Source organism: Limnohabitans sp. B9-3 (assembly GCF_002778325.1).
Taxonomy (GTDB): domain Bacteria; phylum Pseudomonadota; class Gammaproteobacteria; order Burkholderiales; family Burkholderiaceae_C; genus Limnohabitans; species Limnohabitans kasalickyi.
This window is the reverse complement of record NZ_NESI01000001.1, coordinates 471525-488827: the sequence shown is the minus strand read 5'-3', so window position 1 is coordinate 488827 and position 17303 is coordinate 471525. Positions and strand designations below refer to the sequence as shown.

Genomic DNA, 17303 nt, shown 5'->3' with positions numbered 1-17303 from the left:
TAACCCGCCCTGACGCAAGTTCAGGCGGGAAAAATACCACCCAAGATGCGGGCGCCTTTGGCGCCCGTTACTTTTGGCGCGTTGCCAGGCAAACCCAGCACCGTTTGACGTGCGAGCCAAGCGAACGCGCAGGCTTCAACTTGCAAGGGGGGCATGCCCCGCTCAGCGGAAGACACCACTTGGCACGAAGCAGGTAAACACGCTTGGAGACGCGCCATCAACAAGCCGTTCAGTGCGCCGCCACCACAGACGATCAATTCGCAAGCATCAGGTGCATGTCGCTTCACATCATTCACACAAGCTTGTGCGGTGAATTCGGTCAGCGTGGCTTGAACATCGGCGGGTGACGCTTGATCAAAGCGAGTCAGATGGGCCATCAACCATGCAGGGTGAAACAAATCACGGCCTGTGCTTTTCGGAGGGGCTTGCTGCAAAAACGGTTCTTGCATGAATGCCTGCAGCAACGGTGCGATCACTTGGCCGCTACGTCCCCATTGGCCGTTGTTGTCGTAAGGCTGACCTGTGTGGTGTTGACACCAGAAGTCCATCAGCGCGTTACCCGGACCGCAATCAAAACCGACGACCTCACCCTGAAGCGACAGCACGCTCACATTGGCAATGCCGCCGATGTTGAGCACCGCGACAGTTTGTTGCGCTTTGCCAAACACACCTTGATGAAACACAGGCACTAAGGGCGCCCCTTGCCCGCCTGCGGCCACATCACGGCTGCGGAAATCGGCCACGACGGCGATGCCGGCCAGCTCAGCCAATAGCGAGGGGTTGTTGAGTTGAAGCGTGTAACCCACACCGTCGAACAGGCCGGGTTGATGGCGCACTGTTTGTCCGTGCGCACCGATCGCTTGAATGTTTGAAGCGGTGAGGCCGGTGGTTGCCAAAAGCGACGTCACGACTTGGGCATACACCTGAACCAAGGCATTGGCAGCCAAGGCCGCGCGGTGCAGTTCGTTGACGCCTGCGGTGTTCAAGGCCATCAATTCGGCTTTGAGCGCGTCGTCAAAAGGTAGGGTTTGGTGCGACAACACGCAGGGTGTCCCTTGGCTGAAATCGACCAGCACACCATCGACGCCGTCGAGCGATGTGCCCGACATCAAGCCGATGAAGTAAGACGACATTTATTCAGATTGACTTGGCTGAGCACTTGCCGCTGCAGCAAGGTCAACCTTGGCAGCCGTCGCGTGACGCATGAACTCGGCGCGAGCCGCTGCAGACACTTCCACCATATCGCTTTGACGGGCCATCGTGAGCGGGTCTTTGTGTTGACCGTTCACTCGGAACTCAAAGTGCAAGTGCGGGCCTGTCGCCCAGCCTGTGGCGCCGACGGCACCCAAGGTTTCGCCTTGGGTCACGCGCTGCCCTGCTTTCACAGCAATACGACTCAGATGGGCGTAGACCGTGCTGTGGCCATTGGCGTGCTTGACGATCACCACATTGCCAAACCCATTTTGCGTGCCTGCGACGTCCACCACGCCTTGGCCGACGCTGCGAACTGGCGTGCCCGTCGGCGCTGCGTAATCAACGCCTAGGTGTGCGCGCCAAGTTTGCAAAATGGGATGAAAGCGCATTTTGAAGCCGCTGGAGACTCGAGAAAACGCCAAAGGCGATGCCAAATAGGAGCGTCGCAGGCTGACGCCTTCAGCGTTGAAGTAACCACCCACTTTGGCGTTGGCTTCTTGAAACCAAAACGCTTGGTGCGTCTTGCCGTTGTTCACAAATTCGGCGGAAACTACGCGGCCTGAGCGCAAGGTTTCACCATCGGCTTCGAAGGATTCGTAAACCACCGCAAACCGATCGCCTTTGCGAAGCGCACGGTGAAAATCAATGTCACCGGCAAAAATATCGGCCAATTGGCTGGCCACGTTGTCTGGGATGTTGGCCGCATCGGTGGCTGCAAACAGCGAGCTTTGAATCACGCCATTGGCATGACGCGTGCTCACGCCAAGGGGGGCGCTTTCCAAGCGCTCGACAAAGCCAGTCGGCGTGCGTTCCATCACCCAGCGGGAGAAATCTGTGGCCTTATCGGGAGCCCAGCGAACGGTCAAGCGCTTGAGGCTGCGTGACTCATCGCCTTCCACTGTGACCAAGCGGCCATTGCGCGCCAAAATTTGGCTGCGCGCCACGCGTGCGTTACGCAAATAGTCGCTCGCTTCAGTGTCGCTCACGCCAAGACGACTGAGCAAGCTGTCAGCCGTGTCGCTGGAACGTGTGACGTCCGAGCGAAAAAGCATCAAAGCGGGGTCGGTGGTAGCGACGCTTGGCAAGGACAAAGTGGACACGCTTTCCACCACTTGGTTCAAGGATGAAGCACTGCCGTTGGGCGACAAATTGCCAACCGCAAACGCACCGCCACCCACAATGCACAGGCTCAGCGCAAAGCCAGCCATCGTGCGATGAGGATGCGCTTTTTGTAAGCTTTGTAGGCGTTGTGCCCACTGAAAAAAGAGTTGCAGCAAGGGTGAGGTCTCCAGCTGTTGGTGGGGGCAGGGCTTAAATCCCATGTCCGAGGTCTGCGGCCTCTAAAATCAGCCTCAAACACCAAAGGGCCGAGTATAACTTGTGCATCAAAAAATCCATATGAATCAAGCCTCTGTACATACTTACCCTATCACCGACCGTGCTCGCGAAGCCTTGGCCGTCACTCAGCGCGGCTGCGAAGAGCTGATTCCAGCCGACGATTGGCTTAAGAAATTGGCCCGCTCTGAGGCCACGGGCCAACCACTGCGCATCAAACTGGGTCTTGACCCGACCGCCCCCGACATTCACATTGGCCACACCGTGGTGCTGAACAAGATGCGCCAGTTGCAAGACTTGGGTCATCAAGTGATCTTTTTGATTGGCGACTTCACCAGCTTGATTGGCGACCCGTCCGGCCGTAACAGCACGCGCCCGCCGCTCACGCCCGAGCAAATCAAGGTGAACGCCGAGACGTATTACAAGCAGGCCTCGTTGGTGCTCGATCCTTCAAAAACCGAGATTCGCTACAACAGCGAGTGGTCCATCCCGCTGGGTTCAATGGGCATGATTCAGCTCGCGTCCAAGTACACCGTGGCGCGCATGATGGAGCGCAATGACTTCCATGACCGCTTCCACGCCAACACACCGATCAGCGTGCACGAGTTTCTGTATCCGCTGATGCAGGGCTACGACTCAGTGGCTTTGAAGTCAGACTTGGAGTTGGGCGGCACCGACCAAAAGTTCAACTTGTTGATGGGCCGCCATTTGCAAACCGAGTACGGCCAAGAAGCCCAGTGCATCTTGACCATGCCGTTGCTCGAAGGCTTGGACGGCGTTGAAAAAATGTCCAAGTCCAAGAACAACTACATCGGCATCAGTGAAGCGCCCAACACCATGTTTGCCAAGGTGTTGTCCATTTCTGACGTGCTCATGTGGCGCTGGTACACCTTGTTGTCGTTCAAGTCGATGGCGGACATCGAGGCGCTGAAAAAAGAGATTGAAGGCGGGCGCAATCCCAAAGACGCCAAAGTCGCCTTGGCCAAAGAAATCACTTCACGATTTCACGGCGCAGCAGCCGCAGAAGCGGCAGAGCAAGACTTCATCAACCGCAGCAAAGGCGGTGTGCCCGATGAAATTCCCGAGGTCACGCTCACCGGGGCGCCTTTGGGGATTGGCGCCTTGCTGAAGGCCGCAGGTTTGGCCCCGTCCACCAGCGAGGCCAGCCGCCTGATTGACGGCGGTGGCGTACGTGTGGATTCCAGCGTCGTCAGCGACAAGGGGCTGAAACTTGAAGCCGGAATCTTTGTTGTGCAAGTGGGCAAGCGCAAGTTTGCGCGCGTCACGCTCAGCTAGACGATGGCGTTTTTCACCATGACAAATCCTTAGACGTGAACACTTCGCTCCCCAAAGGTCTGACCCCCCAAGCTTTGCTGTGGGTTTCCGTGTTCGTGGCCTGCATCACTATTGGTCTGAAAACCTTGGCGTGGTGGCTGACCGATTCTGTGGGTTTGCTGTCCGACGCCATGGAGTCGTTGGTCAACTTGGCCAGCGCGGTGTTCGGTTTGATGATGGTGACCGTTGCGGCTCGCCCTGCTGACGAAGAGCATCCGTATGGCCATCACAAGGCGGAGTACTTTTCGTCGGGCTTTGAAGGCATTTTGATCGTGGTGGCCGCGTTGGGCATTGTGTGGGCTGCCAGCCATCGCATTTTTGACCCGCAGCCGTTGGAGCAAGTGGGTTTGGGCTTGGCGCTGTCGGTCGTCAGTTCGATGCTCAATGGCGGTTTGGCGTGGGTCATGTTTCGTGCTGCCAAGACGCACCGATCCATCGCGCTTGAAGCGGACGCGCGCCATTTGGTCACCGATGTCTGGACTTCCGCGGGGGTGGTCATTGGCATTGGCTTGGTCAGCTGGAGTGGCTGGCTGTGGCTGGATGCGGTGGTCGCGATTGGCGTGGCCTTGAACATTTTGAAAGAAGGCTGGCACCTCATCTGGAGCGCGTCGCAAGGCTTGATGGATGAAGCTGTGGAGCCAGATGTGCTGGCTCAAATTCAAGAGGTATTGCACGATTTTTCCCACAGTCGTGATGGCCGTGGTGCGGCGTCGGGCGAGACGGTGCACATCGTGCGGTTTGACCATGTGACCACCCGTAAAGCCGGGCAACGCCGCTTTGTGGACATGCACATGCACATGCCCGCTGAGTGGTCGTTGGGGCGTGCTGCTGCCTTGCGTGCCAGCGTGGAGCAAGCCTTGATGAGCGCCGTGCCCGGCTTGCGCGCCACGATCCAACTCTTGCCCGGCGATGTCGAAGCGCACTTCGATGATTCACGCGATTTAATTTAAATCGCGTGAGCCACAAACAAAGGTTGTTGGAACGATGAAAGCGGTGTTGCAACGGGTAAGTGAGGCCCGCGTGGTGATCGACGGCCAAACAGTGGGCGAAATTGGCCAAGGCTTGATGGTGTTGTTGTGCGCCGAAAAAGGCGACACAGAAGCCGTGGGCCAAAAGATGCTCGACAAAATTTTGAAGCTTCGCGTTTTTTACGACGACGCCGGCAAGATGAACCACAGCGTCACCGATGTGGCGGGCGGTTTGCTGGTGGTGAGTCAATTCACCTTGGCCGCAGACACCCGCAGCGGCACCCGTCCCAGTTTCACCAGCGCCGCTCCTTCTGACGAAGGGCGTCGTTTGTATGACGCCTTTGTGGCCCAAGCCAAAGCGCAGCATGCGAACGTGCAAACCGGTGTCTTTGGCGCCGATATGAAAGTCTATTTGGTCAACGATGGCCCCGTGACCATCCCGATCACGATAATCGGTGCATGACCGATTCAAAAAACACCGCTTCTTCTTTTGCCGCTTTGAGCCTCGCGGCCGCATCGATAGACAACCTCACCCAGCTGGGCTACACCCAGATGACCCCCATTCAAGCCGCCAGCTTGCCTCTGACCTTGGCTGGCCGCGACCTGATCGCGCAAGCCAGCACCGGCAGCGGCAAGACCGCCGCATTTGGGATTCCCTTGGTCGAAAAGCTCGACGCTGCGCAATTCGATGCCCAAGCTTTGGTGCTGTGCCCCACGCGTGAGTTAGCCGACCAAGTCACGCAAGAGCTGCGCCGTTTGGCGCGTGCTGTGGGCAATATCAAAGTGGTGACCTTGTGTGGTGGCGTAGCCTTGCGCGGCCAAACGCTCAGCCTTGAGCACGGCGCGCATGTGGTGGTCGGCACCCCCGGCCGCATCATGGACCACTTGGAGCGCGGCTCGTTGAGCTTGCAGGGTGTGAAAACCTTGGTGCTGGACGAGGCCGACCGCATGTTGGACATGGGCTTTTTTGAGGACATCGCCAAGGTGGTGCGTCAGTGCCCCAAGGACCGTCAAACCTTGTTGTTTTCGGCCACGTATCCCGAAGGCATTGCCAAGCTGTCTGCGCAGTTCATGCGTGAGCCTCAAACTGTCAAGGTGCAGGCGCAGCACGATGCACAAAAAATCAAGCAAATCTTTTACGAAGTGTCCAACAGCGAACGCTTGCACGCGGTGTCGTTGCTGCTGAACCACTTTCGCCCTGAGTCCACGCTGGCGTTTTGCAACACCAAGCAGCAATGCCGCGATTTGGTGGCCGTGTTGCAAGCCCAAGGCTTTAGTGCCTTGGCCTTGTTTGGCGAGTTGGAGCAACGCGAACGTGACCAAGTTCTGGTGCAATTTGCCAACCGCAGCTGTTCGGTGTTGGTGGCCACCGACGTGGCCGCGCGCGGCTTGGATGTGGCTAATTTAGAAGCCGTCATCAACGTCGATGTGACGCCTGATTCAGAAATTCACATCCACCGCATTGGCCGTACCGGACGAGGCGACGCCGAAGGTTTGGCGCTGTCGCTCGCCAGCATGGACGAGATGGGCAGCGTGGGCAAGATTGAGCAGCTGCAAGGCCGTGAGTCCACCTGGGCCCCGCTGAGCAGTTTGACGCCGGCTGCCGGCGGCGTCTTGCAGCCGCCCATGGCGACGCTGCAAATTGTGGGTGGTCGTAAAGAAAAGATCCGCGCGGGCGACGTGTTGGGCGCGCTCACGGGAGACGCTGGTTTTACCAAAGATCAAGTGGGCAAGATCAACGTGAACGAGTTTTCTACCTACGTGGCCGTGGAGCGCAGCATTGCGCGTGAGGCCGTCAAACGCTTGAGCGCAGGTCGCGTCAAAGGCAAGACCGTGCGCGTGCGCTTGCTGGAAGACACGGCAGGGCGATAAGTCGCGTTAAGCCGTGCTAAGCGCGATGGGCCTCCGCCTCGTGCTTGTCTGACTTGCGACCGTTCAAGATTAATAAGGGTTTTTGAACCCCAAACCCGCCAAGATGTCGATCTCGTAGGCTTCCATCTCTTCGGCATCTTGCGTGCTGGTTTCGTGGTCCCAGCCTTGGGCGTGCAAGGCACCGTGCACCAGCAAGTGCGCGTAATGTGCTTGCAGGGTTTTGCCTTGCTCTTTGGCCTCTTTGGCCACCACCGGCGCGCACAACACCAAGTCCGCCATGACCACGGGCTCTTGTGCGTAGTCAAAGGTCAGCACGTTGGTGGCGTAATCTTTTTTGCGGTAGCTGCTGTTCAGGGCTTGGCCCTCTTCGGCGTTGACAATGCGCACCGTGATTTCCGCATCGTCGACCAGCGCATGGCGGATGCAACGGGCCACAAAGTGACGCGGCAGGGCGGCACGGTGACGCGCTGCGTAAGGTATGTCGCCAAATTGCAAAGAGAGTTGAAGGTGTTTGAGCGCCATGAAGAAATTTGCGTGAAGGGCTGAGGGGCTGAACGGCAGGGGCCTTAGGCCCCGTAGTTTGGCAAGTTAAGAGCGTTTGCGGACCGGTGCGCCCGTGGTGGCGCCGCGCGATGCATCGTACGCATCGACGATGCGCGCCACCAAGGGGTGACGCACCACGTCGGCGCTGGTGAAGTGCGTGATCGAAATACCTTTCACCCGTCGGAGCACGCGCTCAGCGTCGATCAAGCCGCTGAGTTGGCCTTTGGGCAGGTCGATTTGGCTGACGTCGCCCGTCACCACCGCCTTGGCACCAAAGCCCACACGCGTCAAGAACATCTTCATTTGCTCGGGCGTGGTGTTTTGCGCTTCATCCAAGATGACAAACGCGTTGTTCAGTGTGCGCCCGCGCATGAAGGCCAAGGGCGCAATTTCAATCGCGTTGCGCTCGAAGGCTTTTTGCACGCGGTCATAGCCCATCAGGTCGTACAGCGCGTCGTACAAAGGGCGCAAATATGGGTCCACCTTTTGGCCTAAATCACCGGGTAAGAAGCCGAGCTTTTCGCCCGCTTCCACGGCGGGGCGGGTCAGCACAATGCGTTGCACCGCGCTGCGTTCCAGTGCGTCCACCGCGCAGGCCACCGCCAAATAGGTTTTGCCGGTGCCGGCAGGGCCAATGCCAAACGTGATGTCGTGCGCTGCAATGTTGTCCAAGTACATGGCTTGGTTGGGCGTGCGTGCACGCAGGTCGGTGCGGCGGGTGTTGAGGGCTGGGCTGTTGTTTTCGTCCATGGACTCATCGCCCGCCAACATGAGCTGCACCTGTTCGGCTGGAATGGGGCGCTCGGCGCGCTCGTACAGGGCTTGCAGCACCTCCATGGCGCGGGTGGCTTTGGCTTTGTGGCCATCCACTTTGAACTGCTCGTGGCGGTGGGCGATTTTGACGTTCAACGCCAACTCAATGGTGCGTAAATGTTCGTCAACGGGGCCGCACAAGTGCGAGAGGTAGGTGTTGTTGTGCGGGGTGAAGGTGTGGCGAAGAATCAAGTCGATAATCCCTAAAAAGGTCCCCCAATGATAGGCAAATTAACAGGCATCCTCAGCGAGAAAAACCCACCCCAAGTTTTGGTGGATTGCAATGGCGTGGGCTACGAAGTCGACGTGCCCATGAGCACCTTCTACAACTTGCCCGCCACCGGCGAACGTGTGTCGTTGTTGACGCACTTTGTGGTGCGCGAAGACGCGCAGATTTTGTTTGGCTTTGGCACCGCGTCTGAGCGGGCCACGTTTCGTTTGCTGATCAAAATTTCAGGCGTGGGCCCGCGCATGGCGCTTGGCATCTTGAGCGGGTTGAGTGCCGACGAGTTGGCGCGTGCCGTGTCTGACCAAAACGCAGGCCGCCTCACCAAAGTGCCAGGCATTGGCAAGAAGACGGCGGAGCGCTTGTTGCTCGAGCTCAAAGGCAAATTGGGCGTCGACCTCGGCCCCAATATGTTCTCTACGCCTGATCACCAAAGCGACATCTTGCAAGCCTTGCTGGCGCTGGGTTACAGCGACAAAGAAGCGTCTACAGCCCTCAAGTTGCTGCCCGCCGAGGTAGGGGTGAGTGACGGCATCAAGCTGGCGCTGAAAGCTTTGGCGAAATAAACCATGAGTATTCAAACCGACGACTTCGCCCCCACGCCCATGCCCGCGCGCATGGTGACTGCCGCGCCTGTGTCGCCCAACGAAGAGGCCATTGAACGCGCTTTGCGTCCCAAGCTGCTCCAAGAGTACGTGGGCCAGATGAAGGTGCGCGAGCAGTTGGAGATCTTCATTGGCGCCGCCCGTAAGCGCGGTGAGGCCTTGGACCATGTGTTGCTGTTTGGCCCGCCCGGTTTGGGTAAGACCACGTTGAGCCACATCATTGCGCAAGAGTTGGGCGTGAACCTTCGTTCCACTAGCGGTCCTGTGCTGGAAAAGCCCAAAGATTTGGCGGCTTTGCTGACGGGCTTAGAGAAAAATGATGTGCTGTTCATCGACGAAATTCACCGTTTGTCGGCTGTGGTCGAAGAGATTTTGTACCCCGCGCTCGAGGACTACCAAATCGACATCATGATTGGTGAAGGTCCTGCCGCACGCAGCATCAAACTCGATTTGCAGCCTTTCACCTTGGTGGGGGCGACTACGCGCGCAGGCATGTTGACCAACCCGCTGCGGGACCGTTTTGGCATCGTGTCGCGTTTGGAGTTTTACACCGCCGAAGAGTTGCAGCGCATCGTCATTCGCAGTGCAGGTTTGTTGAACACGCCCATGGATGTGGATGGTGGCTTTGAGATTGCCCGCCGTTCGCGCGGCACGCCGCGTATTGCCAACCGCTTGCTGCGCCGTGTGCGTGATTACGCCGATGTGAAGGGCAACGGTCGCATCACCTTAGGCATGGCCAATAAGGCCTTGGCCATGTTGGATGTCGATCCGCAAGGTTTTGATTTGATGGACCGCAAGTTGCTCGAAGCCGTGATTCACCGTTTCGACGGCGGTCCCGTCGGCTTGGACAACATTGCTGCCAGTATCGGCGAAGAGCGCGACACGATCGAAGACGTGATCGAGCCGTTCTTGATTCAGCAAGGTTTCTTGCAACGCACGCCGCGTGGTCGCATTGCCACCTTGGCGGCTTATCGGCATTTGGGTGTGACGCCTCCCAAATCGCACTCGGGCTTGTCTGACGACTGATACGCCTAGGTGAAGTTCGGCGTTTGCCGCCTTACCGATTAGGCTGTTGTTTCGTCGCGAGGTCCTGTGGCACTTTCGTCAAAGTGCGACACGTCGCCCCAGCCCACCAAGCTCAAGCCCTGAGGCGTCCACAGCAAGCGGTTGATGGCGGCATTGCCCAAATGCCAGGTGCGTGGGGCTTGTGTGTCTTGGTTGGTGGCTAAGCGGTACAACACGTCCATCACGCCGCCGTGCGCCACCAGCACGATTTGTTCGCCCACATGTTGGCAGGCCAGTTCGTCCACACATTGCGCAATGCGTGCGCGTAACGCCAGTAAGGACTCGCCGCCTTCCGGCGACCAATGCGGGTCGCGGCTGCGCCAGAGTTTGGCGTCATCCGGCCAACCGGTTTCAATTTGAGTCCAGGTTTGCGCTTGCAGATGGCCAAAGTGACGCTCCCGTAATCCGGTGTGCGCGGTCACCTTTAGCAATGCATGGGGGCTTGTGAGTGCCAAACGTGTAGGCGATTGGGCAATGGCACAGGCCGTGTCAAACGCGCGCTTCAAGTCGCTGCTGTACACCGCGGCAATAGGCTCTTGCGCCAAGGCGTGGCCGACGCGTTGGGCTTGCCAGCGACCCGTGTCATTGAGGTCGATGTCCAGCTGACCTTGGATGCGGGTGTCCACGTTCCAAGTGGTTTCTCCGTGGCGGATGGCGAGTATTCGGGTGGATGTCATGCGAAGAGTTTAATTTCGTGCAAAATAGCACGGTCGTTCTTTTTTGAGTGGTCTGTCATGACTGTTACCCACAAAGCCCCGCTGGTTGAAAACCGCGCCTTGCAAAAGGGCCAGCAAACCAAAGCCGCCATTGTGGACGCGGCTTTGGGCTTGGCCACGCAGATCGGTTTGGAAGGTTTGAGCATCGGTGCTTTGGCCGAAGTGGCGCGCATGAGCAAGTCGGGCGTGTTTGCCCATTTTGGCTCTCGCGAAGAACTGCAGCTGTCGGTGGTGCGTGAGTACCACGAACGCTTTGAAGCCGAGGTGTTTTACTCGGCACTCAAGGCCGAGCGCGGTTTGCCGCGCTTGCGCCAATTGTTTGCCAATTGGACCAAGCGAACCTCCGCTGAAATTGACACAGGCTGTCTCTACATCAGCGGCGCCGCTGAGTTTGACGACCGGCCCGGCCCCGTGCGCGATGCCTTGGCCAGTTCGGTCAAAACCTGGTTGGCGGCGGTGTACCGCGCTGTCATGCAGGCCTGTGAAGAAGGTCATTTGGCCACCGACATCGATGCCGAGCAAATGGTGTTTGAAGTGCACGGCTTGATCTTGGCGTTGCAATACGAGGCCAGGTTTTTACGCTCCTCCAAGTCGTTGGAGCGCACCTCGCGCGGTTTTGAAAATATCTTGCAGCGCTACGGCGCGCAAACCCCTCAGCTCGCACCTGAATCCGTAATCCCATCCGTTTCCAAACCGGCAGCCAAGCGCAGCCGTACCCCCGTTAAAAAGTAAGGAGTTTTTCATGCCTAGCTATACCCCACCCCTGCGCGATATGCAATTTGTGCTGCACGACGTGCTGCATGTCACCGACGACTTTAAAGTCATGCCCAAACATGCTGAGATCGATGCCGACACGATTTCTGCGGTGCTGGAAGAAGGTGGCAAGTTCGCCTCTGAAGTGATCTTCCCCCTCAACCAAATTGGCGATGCGCAAGGTTGCACCTTGGACCGTGACACGCATGAAGTGAGCACGCCCGATGGCTTCAAAGCTGCGTTTGACCAATACGTGCAAGGCGGCTGGCCTGCCTTGAGTTGCGACCCCGCGTATGGCGGTCAAGGTTTGCCCATCGTGGTGAATCAGTGTTTTTACGAAATGCTCAACAGCGGTAACCAAGCATGGACCATGTACCCCGGTCTCTCGCACGGTGCTTACGAAGCCCTGCATGCGCATGGCACTGAGGCGCAAAAGGCCTTGTATTTGCCCAAGCTCACCAGTGGCGAATGGACGGGCACCATGTGCCTGACCGAGCCACATTGCGGCACCGACCTTGGGTTGTTGCGCACCAAGGCTGAGCCGCAAGCCAACGGTACGTACCGCATCACGGGCAACAAAATTTTCATCAGCGCCGGTGAGCACAACATGGTGAGCAACATTGTTCACTTGGTGTTGGCCCGATTGCCCGATGCGCCCGCAGGCAGCAAAGGCATCAGCTTGTTTGTGGTGCCCAAGTTCAACGTGAACGACGATGGCAGCTTGGGTGAGCGCAACGGCATTTATTGTGGCGGCTTAGAGCACAAGATGGGTATTCACGGCAACGCGACCGCACAGATGGTGTTAGAGGGTGCCGTCGGCACGATGGTGGGCCAACCCAACAAGGGCTTGGCGGCGATGTTTGTGATGATGAACGCTGCGCGCATTGGCGTGGGCATGCAATCGCTCGGCTTGACCGAAGTGGCCTATCAAAACGCGGTGGCGTATGCCAAAGACCGCATTCAGTCGCGCAGCTTGACGGGCCCCAAAGACATCAGCAAGCCCGCAGACAGCATCTTGGTTCACCCCGATGTGCGCAAGATGCTGCTCACCGCCAAGGCGTATGCAGAAGGCGGTCGTGCACTCAGCTTGTATTGCGCGCTGTTGATTGACCGTGAGTTGAACCACCCCGATGCCGCCGTGCGTGCCGACTCGGCGGAGATGGTGGCCTTGCTCACGCCCATCGTGAAAGCCTTCATCACCGACAACGCTTGGACCGCAACCTCGGCCTGCATGCAAGTGTTTGGTGGCCACGGCTTTATCCGTGAATGGGGCATGGAGCAATACGTGCGCGATGCCCGCATCAACATGATTTATGAAGGCACCAACACCATCCAAAGTTTGGACTTATTGGGGCGCAAAGTCTTGGGCAACCAAGGTGCGACGTTGAAGAAGTTTGGCGCACACATCACCGAGCTGGTGATGGCCGAGCAGGGCAACGAAGACATGGCCGAGTTCATCAACCCACTGGCCAAGTTGGGCCAGCAAATGACGCAGTTCACGGGCGAGATTGGCTACAAAGCCATGCAAAACGCCGACGAAGTGGGCGCCGCTGCGGTGGATTATTTGCGCGTGGCTGGGCACTTGGTGTTTGGCTATTTCTGGGCGCGCATGGCCCAAGTGGCTTTGCAAAAAATTGCCGAAGGCAACCGCGACACGTTCTACCAAGCGAAGTTGCAAACGGCGCGCTTTTACTTTGCCAAACTGTTCCCTGAGACCGCATCGCTCATGGCCACAGCTCGCGCGGGCTCTGCTGTGCTGATGGAGACAGACGCTGTCTTTGCCTGAAATTGGCCGCATCACAATGCTGTAAATTCACACGCTTATGACAATCAACACATTCAAATGCTTGCTGAGCTTCGCCCTGTTGGGCGCAGCCAGTTGCTTCGCACAAATGACACCCGTGGGCACTTGGCACACCATCGACGACAACACGGGTGAGGCCAAGGCCGAAATCCAAATTGTGGACAAAGGCGGTGTGTTGAGTGGTCGCGTGGTCAAGTCGTTGCGCAACGATCCGAACGCCAGAAAAACTTGTGACGACTGCAAGGACGATCGCAAAGGTCAAGACATCATCGGTATGGAAATCATCCGTGGTGTGAAGCCTGAGCCTTTGACCGAGCACTTGTGGGCGGGTGGCGGAAAAATCTTAGACCCTGAAAACGGCAAAGATTACACCGTCAAAATGGTGCCCAAAGAGGGTGGGAAAAAGCTGCAGGTGCGAGGCTATATGGGCCCGTTCTACCGGACACAAACTTGGCTGCGTCAGCCTTAATGGAGACATCGATGACTGATATCTTGAACCACATTGACCAGGGCGTGATGACGCTCACGTTCAACCGCGTTGACAAAAAGAACTCCATCACTTCCGCCATGTATGCGGCGTTAGCCGATGCCCTTGAGCAAGCCGAGCAAGACGCTGCTGTGCGTGTGGTGGTTTTTCAAGGCCACGAAACGATCTTCAGTGCAGGCAACGACATTGCTGACTTTTTGAACAACCCGCCGGCAGGCCAGGATTCGCCGGTGTTCCGCTTTTTGCGCAACATCGCGGCTTTCTCCAAGCCCGTGATCGCAGCTGTGGCAGGCCCAGCCGTGGGCATTGGTACCACGCTGTTGTTCCATTGCGATTTGGTTTACGCCGGTGACAACGCCGCGTTCTCCATGCCTTTTGTGAATTTGGGTTTGTGCCCCGAAGCAGCTTCCAGCTTGTTGGTGCCGCAGATGATGGGTTACCACCGTGCTGCTGAAGCATTGTTGATGGGCGAGCCTTTCATGGCTGAAGCGGCGCAAGAAGTGGGCTTGGTCAATCGCGTGGTGCCACCGCTGGAATTGAATAGCTATGCCCAAGCACAGGCCCGCAAATTGGCGGCTAAGCCCATCACCTCGCTAATGACGACCAAGCGTTTGATGAAGCAAAGTCAAGCTGCGCAAATCAAAGCGCAAATGGCGGAAGAAGGGGCTTCTTTTGGGCGCATGTTGCAAGAGCCTGCGGCCAAAGAAGCTTTTGGTGCGTTTATGGAAAAACGCAAGCCCGATTTTTCCAAGCTCTGAGAAGTTGTTCAAGAAAGACATCTGGCATGCCTCATTTCTCTAAGAGCTCGGCCTTGTCTGAGCCTCAAGCACCTCTAGTTGTGCTTGAGCCTGAGTACTTAGAAGGCTTTCGCCAGATCTATGAAGAAAAGATCGTCTTCAACAAAACCTTGGGTCTGAAACTGGTGAGCGTCACCCCTGAAGAGGTGGTGGCACGCATCGACATGAAGCCCGAGTTGGTGGGGCATTACGGCTACAACCGCATCCACGGCGGCGTCATCAGCGCTGTGTTGGATGCAATTGGCAGTGCCGCCGTCATGGCGGCTCTGGCCGCCAAGCACATGAACGAAGCACCCGAGCAGCGGCTGCAGCGCTTCACCAAGCTGGGCACCATCGATTTGCGGGTGGATTATTTGCGCCCCGGCATTGGCGAGCACTTCACCATCCACGCCCATGCCTTGCGCGTGGGCTCGCGTGTGGGCTCGTCGCGCATGGAGTTTCGTGGGCCTGATGGCACGCTGATGTCAACGGGCGCGGCGGCCTACATCGTCTCCTAAAACTCAGGGTTTGGGGATCTGGCGGGGCTTGCCCTGCTCATCAATCGCGACGTAGGTGACCATGGCTTGTGTCACCTTCATGTACTCCCCTTGCGTGTGAAAGCGTTCGGCAAACACTTCGACGCTGACGGTGATCGAGGTGTTACCAATGCGTTGCACGCGTGAGAAGAAACTCAAAATGTCGCCCACTTTCACGGGCTGTTTGAAGATGAACTCGTTCACTGCCACCGTGGCCATGCGTCCGCGCACATAGCGGGCGGGCAGCACCGCACCGGCCAAGTCGACTTGTGCCATCACCCAGCCGCCAAAAATATCGCCGTTGGCATTGCAGTCGGCGGGCATGGGAATCACTTTGAGCACCAACTCTTGGTCGGTGGGCAAAGGGGTGGCGTGGGGATTGACGGGTGATGACATAGGCACAATCGAAACATAACTCTTGGTCATTGTGCAACATGCGTCATCACGCCCCCTCCTCTCAAGCGTCGCAAGGCGATGCCGTCGTTAAACAACGTCCCGATCGTGAAACGCTGAAACGGCTGTTCCCTTATCTGTGGCAATACAAATGGCGTGTCTTGGCGGCGCTGACGTTCATGGTTGGTGCCAAGGTGGCCAACGTCAGTGTGCCGATCTTGTTGAAGAACTTGATCGACGACATGTCCATCAAACCCGGCGATCCGCAGGCTGTGCTGGTGGTGCCCGTGGCGCTGTTGCTGGTGTATGGTGCATTGCGTTTGTCGGTGTCGGCTTTCACCGAGCTGCGCGAGTTGGTGTTTGCCAAAGCCACGCAAGGTGCGGCACGGCAAATTGCGCAGGAGACGTTTCAGCACTTGCATGGTCTGAGCCTGCGTTTCCACCTAGAGCGTCAAACCGGCGGCATGACACGCGACATCGAGCGTGGCGTGCGCGGCATTGAGTCGCTCATTTCGTATTCGCTCTACAGCGTGGTCCCCACCTTGATTGAGGTGGCTTTGGTTCTGGGCATCTTGGCGGTGAAGTTTGATGTGTGGTTTGCGGGCATCACCTTGACGGCGTTGGTGCTGTACATCGTTTTCACCATCAGCGTGACCGAATGGCGCACGCAGTACCGTCGCCAAGCCAATGAGTTTGATTCGGCGGCCCACACCAAAGCCGTGGACTCGCTGCTCAATTACGAAACCGTCAAATACTTCAACAACGAAGCCTTTGAGGCATCGCGTTACGACAAAAGCCTAGAGGCTTTGCGCCGTGCGCGACTGAAAGCGCAAACCTCGTTGTCTGTGCTCAACACAGGCCAGCAACTCATCATCGCAGTGGCTTTGGTGGGCATGCTGTGGCGTGCTACGCAAGGTGTGGTCGAAGGCCGCATGACCTTGGGCGACTTGGTGATGATCAACGCCTTCATGATTCAGCTCTATATCCCGCTGAACTTTTTAGGCGTGCTGTACCGTGAAATCAAACAAAGCCTGACGGACTTAGACCGCATGTTCACGCTCTTAGAAAAAGAGCGTGAAGTGGCGGATTCTCCTAACGCACCCACGCTCTTGCTGAGCGGATCGCCCACGGTGAAGTTTGAGTCAGTGGTGTTCGCCTACGAACCTGCACGGCCGATCTTGCACGGCATCAGCTTCGAGATCCCTGCCGGCAAAACGGTGGCGGTGGTGGGGCCTTCGGGCTCTGGCAAGTCCACTTTGGCGCGTTTGTTGTTTCGCTTTTACGACGTGGGGTCGGGCGCGATCACCATCAACGGCCAAGACATTCGCCAAGTTACACAAGGCAGCGTGCGCCGTGCCATGGGCATCGTGCCGCAAGACACCGTGTTGTTCAACGACACCGTGCGCTACAACATTGCCTATGGCCGCACCGATGCGACCGAGTCCGAGGTGGAGCAAGCAGCACGCGCCGCACACATTCACGATTTCATCGCTGGCACCCCTAAGGGCTACGATACGATGGTGGGCGAGCGTGGCCTGAAGTTGTCGGGCGGTGAAAAGCAACGCGTGGCAATTGCCCGCACCTTGCTGAAGAACCCACCGATTGTGATTTTTGATGAAGCCACCTCAGCCCTGGACAGCGCTAACGAACGCGCCATTCAGGCCGAGCTGCAAAGCGCGGCGCAAAACAAAACCACCTTGGTCATTGCCCATCGTTTGTCCACCGTGGTCGATGCGCACGAAATTTTGGTGATGGACGCGGGGCGCATTGTGGAGCGCGGTTCGCATGGGGTGCTGTTGGCGCTGAATGGGCGCTATGCGCAGATGTGGGCGTTGCAGCAGTCGTCTGAGACTTGATGGACTTCAAAGCATAAAGGCCCCTC

The 17303-nt window shown here is 57.6% G+C and carries 18 protein-coding genes; 12 read left to right on the top strand and 6 right to left on the bottom strand.

Going from position 1 to position 17303, the window contains the following annotated elements:
* Window positions 1–20: 20 nt before the first annotated feature.
* Window positions 21–1133, bottom strand: a complete 1113-nt coding sequence (locus B9Z42_RS02480) for an anhydro-N-acetylmuramic acid kinase (RefSeq protein ID WP_100131728.1) — start codon at window positions 1131–1133, stop codon at window positions 21–23.
* Entirely contained in the window at window positions 1134–2471 is a 1338-nt protein-coding gene (locus tag B9Z42_RS02475; RefSeq protein WP_233203490.1) for a M23 family metallopeptidase, read from the bottom strand.
* A 121-nt stretch (window positions 2472–2592) separates the two neighbouring features.
* On the opposite strand from B9Z42_RS02475, the gene tyrS reads away from it, so the two are divergent.
* The 4 genes from tyrS to dbpA are packed head-to-tail and all read left to right on the top strand — an operon-like array spanning window position 2593 to window position 6704.
* Window positions 2593–3825: a tyrosine--tRNA ligase gene (gene tyrS, locus B9Z42_RS02470; protein ID WP_100131727.1), complete on the top strand. Its 1233-nt coding sequence runs from the start codon at window positions 2593–2595 to the stop codon at window positions 3823–3825.
* A 35-nt stretch (window positions 3826–3860) separates the two neighbouring features.
* Window positions 3861–4814 (top strand): cation diffusion facilitator family transporter, encoded by a 954-nt coding sequence (locus tag B9Z42_RS02465; protein WP_100131726.1) that lies wholly within the window; start codon window positions 3861–3863, stop codon window positions 4812–4814.
* A 34-nt stretch (window positions 4815–4848) separates the two neighbouring features.
* The gene (dtd, locus tag B9Z42_RS02460) at window positions 4849–5295 is read left to right on the top strand and encodes a D-aminoacyl-tRNA deacylase (protein WP_100131725.1); all 447 of its coding nucleotides are present in this window, start codon (window positions 4849–4851) and stop codon (window positions 5293–5295) included.
* Window positions 5292–6704 (top strand): ATP-dependent RNA helicase DbpA, encoded by a 1413-nt coding sequence (gene dbpA / locus B9Z42_RS02455; protein ID WP_100131724.1) that lies wholly within the window; start codon window positions 5292–5294, stop codon window positions 6702–6704. Before dtd ends, dbpA begins: the two co-directional genes overlap by 4 nt.
* A gap of 69 nt (window positions 6705–6773) precedes the next feature.
* Here the strand turns inward: dbpA and ybeY are convergent, their stop codons facing one another.
* Window positions 6774–7226 (bottom strand): rRNA maturation RNase YbeY, encoded by a 453-nt coding sequence (gene ybeY / locus B9Z42_RS02450; protein ID WP_100131723.1) that lies wholly within the window; start codon window positions 7224–7226, stop codon window positions 6774–6776.
* 66 nt (window positions 7227–7292) lie between these two features.
* Window positions 7293–8252, bottom strand: a complete 960-nt coding sequence (locus tag B9Z42_RS02445) for a PhoH family protein (RefSeq protein WP_100131722.1) — start codon at window positions 8250–8252, stop codon at window positions 7293–7295.
* Window positions 8253–8279: 27 nt separating this feature from the next.
* Here B9Z42_RS02445 and ruvA point away from each other — a divergent pair, with 27 nt between their 5' ends.
* Window positions 8280–8852 carry a Holliday junction branch migration protein RuvA gene (ruvA, locus tag B9Z42_RS02440; protein WP_100131721.1) on the top strand — a complete coding sequence of 191 codons (573 nt, stop codon included), beginning with the start codon at window positions 8280–8282 and terminating at the stop codon, window positions 8850–8852.
* A gap of 3 nt (window positions 8853–8855) precedes the next feature.
* Window positions 8856–9917: a Holliday junction branch migration DNA helicase RuvB gene (gene ruvB, locus B9Z42_RS02435; RefSeq protein WP_100131720.1), complete on the top strand. Its 1062-nt coding sequence runs from the start codon at window positions 8856–8858 to the stop codon at window positions 9915–9917.
* Window positions 9918–9955: 38 nt separating this feature from the next.
* Here ruvB and B9Z42_RS02430 read toward each other — a convergent pair whose 3' ends face one another.
* Window positions 9956–10633 (bottom strand): histidine phosphatase family protein, encoded by a 678-nt coding sequence (locus B9Z42_RS02430; RefSeq protein ID WP_100131719.1) that lies wholly within the window; start codon window positions 10631–10633, stop codon window positions 9956–9958.
* Window positions 10634–10690: 57 nt separating this feature from the next.
* On the opposite strand from B9Z42_RS02430, the gene B9Z42_RS02425 reads away from it, so the two are divergent.
* The 5 genes from B9Z42_RS02425 to B9Z42_RS02405 are packed head-to-tail and all read left to right on the top strand — an operon-like array spanning window position 10691 to window position 15010.
* On the top strand, window positions 10691–11404 hold the full coding sequence (locus B9Z42_RS02425) for a TetR/AcrR family transcriptional regulator (protein WP_100131718.1): 714 nt from the start codon (window positions 10691–10693) through the stop codon (window positions 11402–11404).
* A 10-nt stretch (window positions 11405–11414) separates the two neighbouring features.
* Window positions 11415–13211 (top strand): acyl-CoA dehydrogenase C-terminal domain-containing protein, encoded by a 1797-nt coding sequence (locus B9Z42_RS02420; protein ID WP_100131717.1) that lies wholly within the window; start codon window positions 11415–11417, stop codon window positions 13209–13211.
* 37 nt (window positions 13212–13248) lie between these two features.
* A complete protein-coding gene (locus B9Z42_RS02415) occupies window positions 13249–13698 on the top strand; it encodes a DUF2147 domain-containing protein (RefSeq protein ID WP_100131716.1) in 450 nt (149 codons plus the stop codon).
* Between the two features lie 11 nt (window positions 13699–13709).
* Entirely contained in the window at window positions 13710–14474 is a 765-nt protein-coding gene (locus B9Z42_RS02410; protein WP_100131835.1) for an enoyl-CoA hydratase, read from the top strand.
* Between the two features lie 26 nt (window positions 14475–14500).
* A complete protein-coding gene (locus B9Z42_RS02405) occupies window positions 14501–15010 on the top strand; it encodes a thioesterase family protein (protein WP_100131715.1) in 510 nt (169 codons plus the stop codon).
* 3 nt (window positions 15011–15013) lie between these two features.
* Here the strand turns inward: B9Z42_RS02405 and B9Z42_RS02400 are convergent, their stop codons facing one another.
* Entirely contained in the window at window positions 15014–15424 is a 411-nt protein-coding gene (locus B9Z42_RS02400) for an acyl-CoA thioesterase (RefSeq protein WP_100131834.1), read from the bottom strand.
* Between the two features lie 38 nt (window positions 15425–15462).
* Here B9Z42_RS02400 and B9Z42_RS02395 point away from each other — a divergent pair, with 38 nt between their 5' ends.
* Entirely contained in the window at window positions 15463–17277 is a 1815-nt protein-coding gene (locus B9Z42_RS02395) for an ABC transporter ATP-binding protein/permease (RefSeq protein WP_100131714.1), read from the top strand.
* Window positions 17278–17303 lie beyond the last annotated feature (26 nt).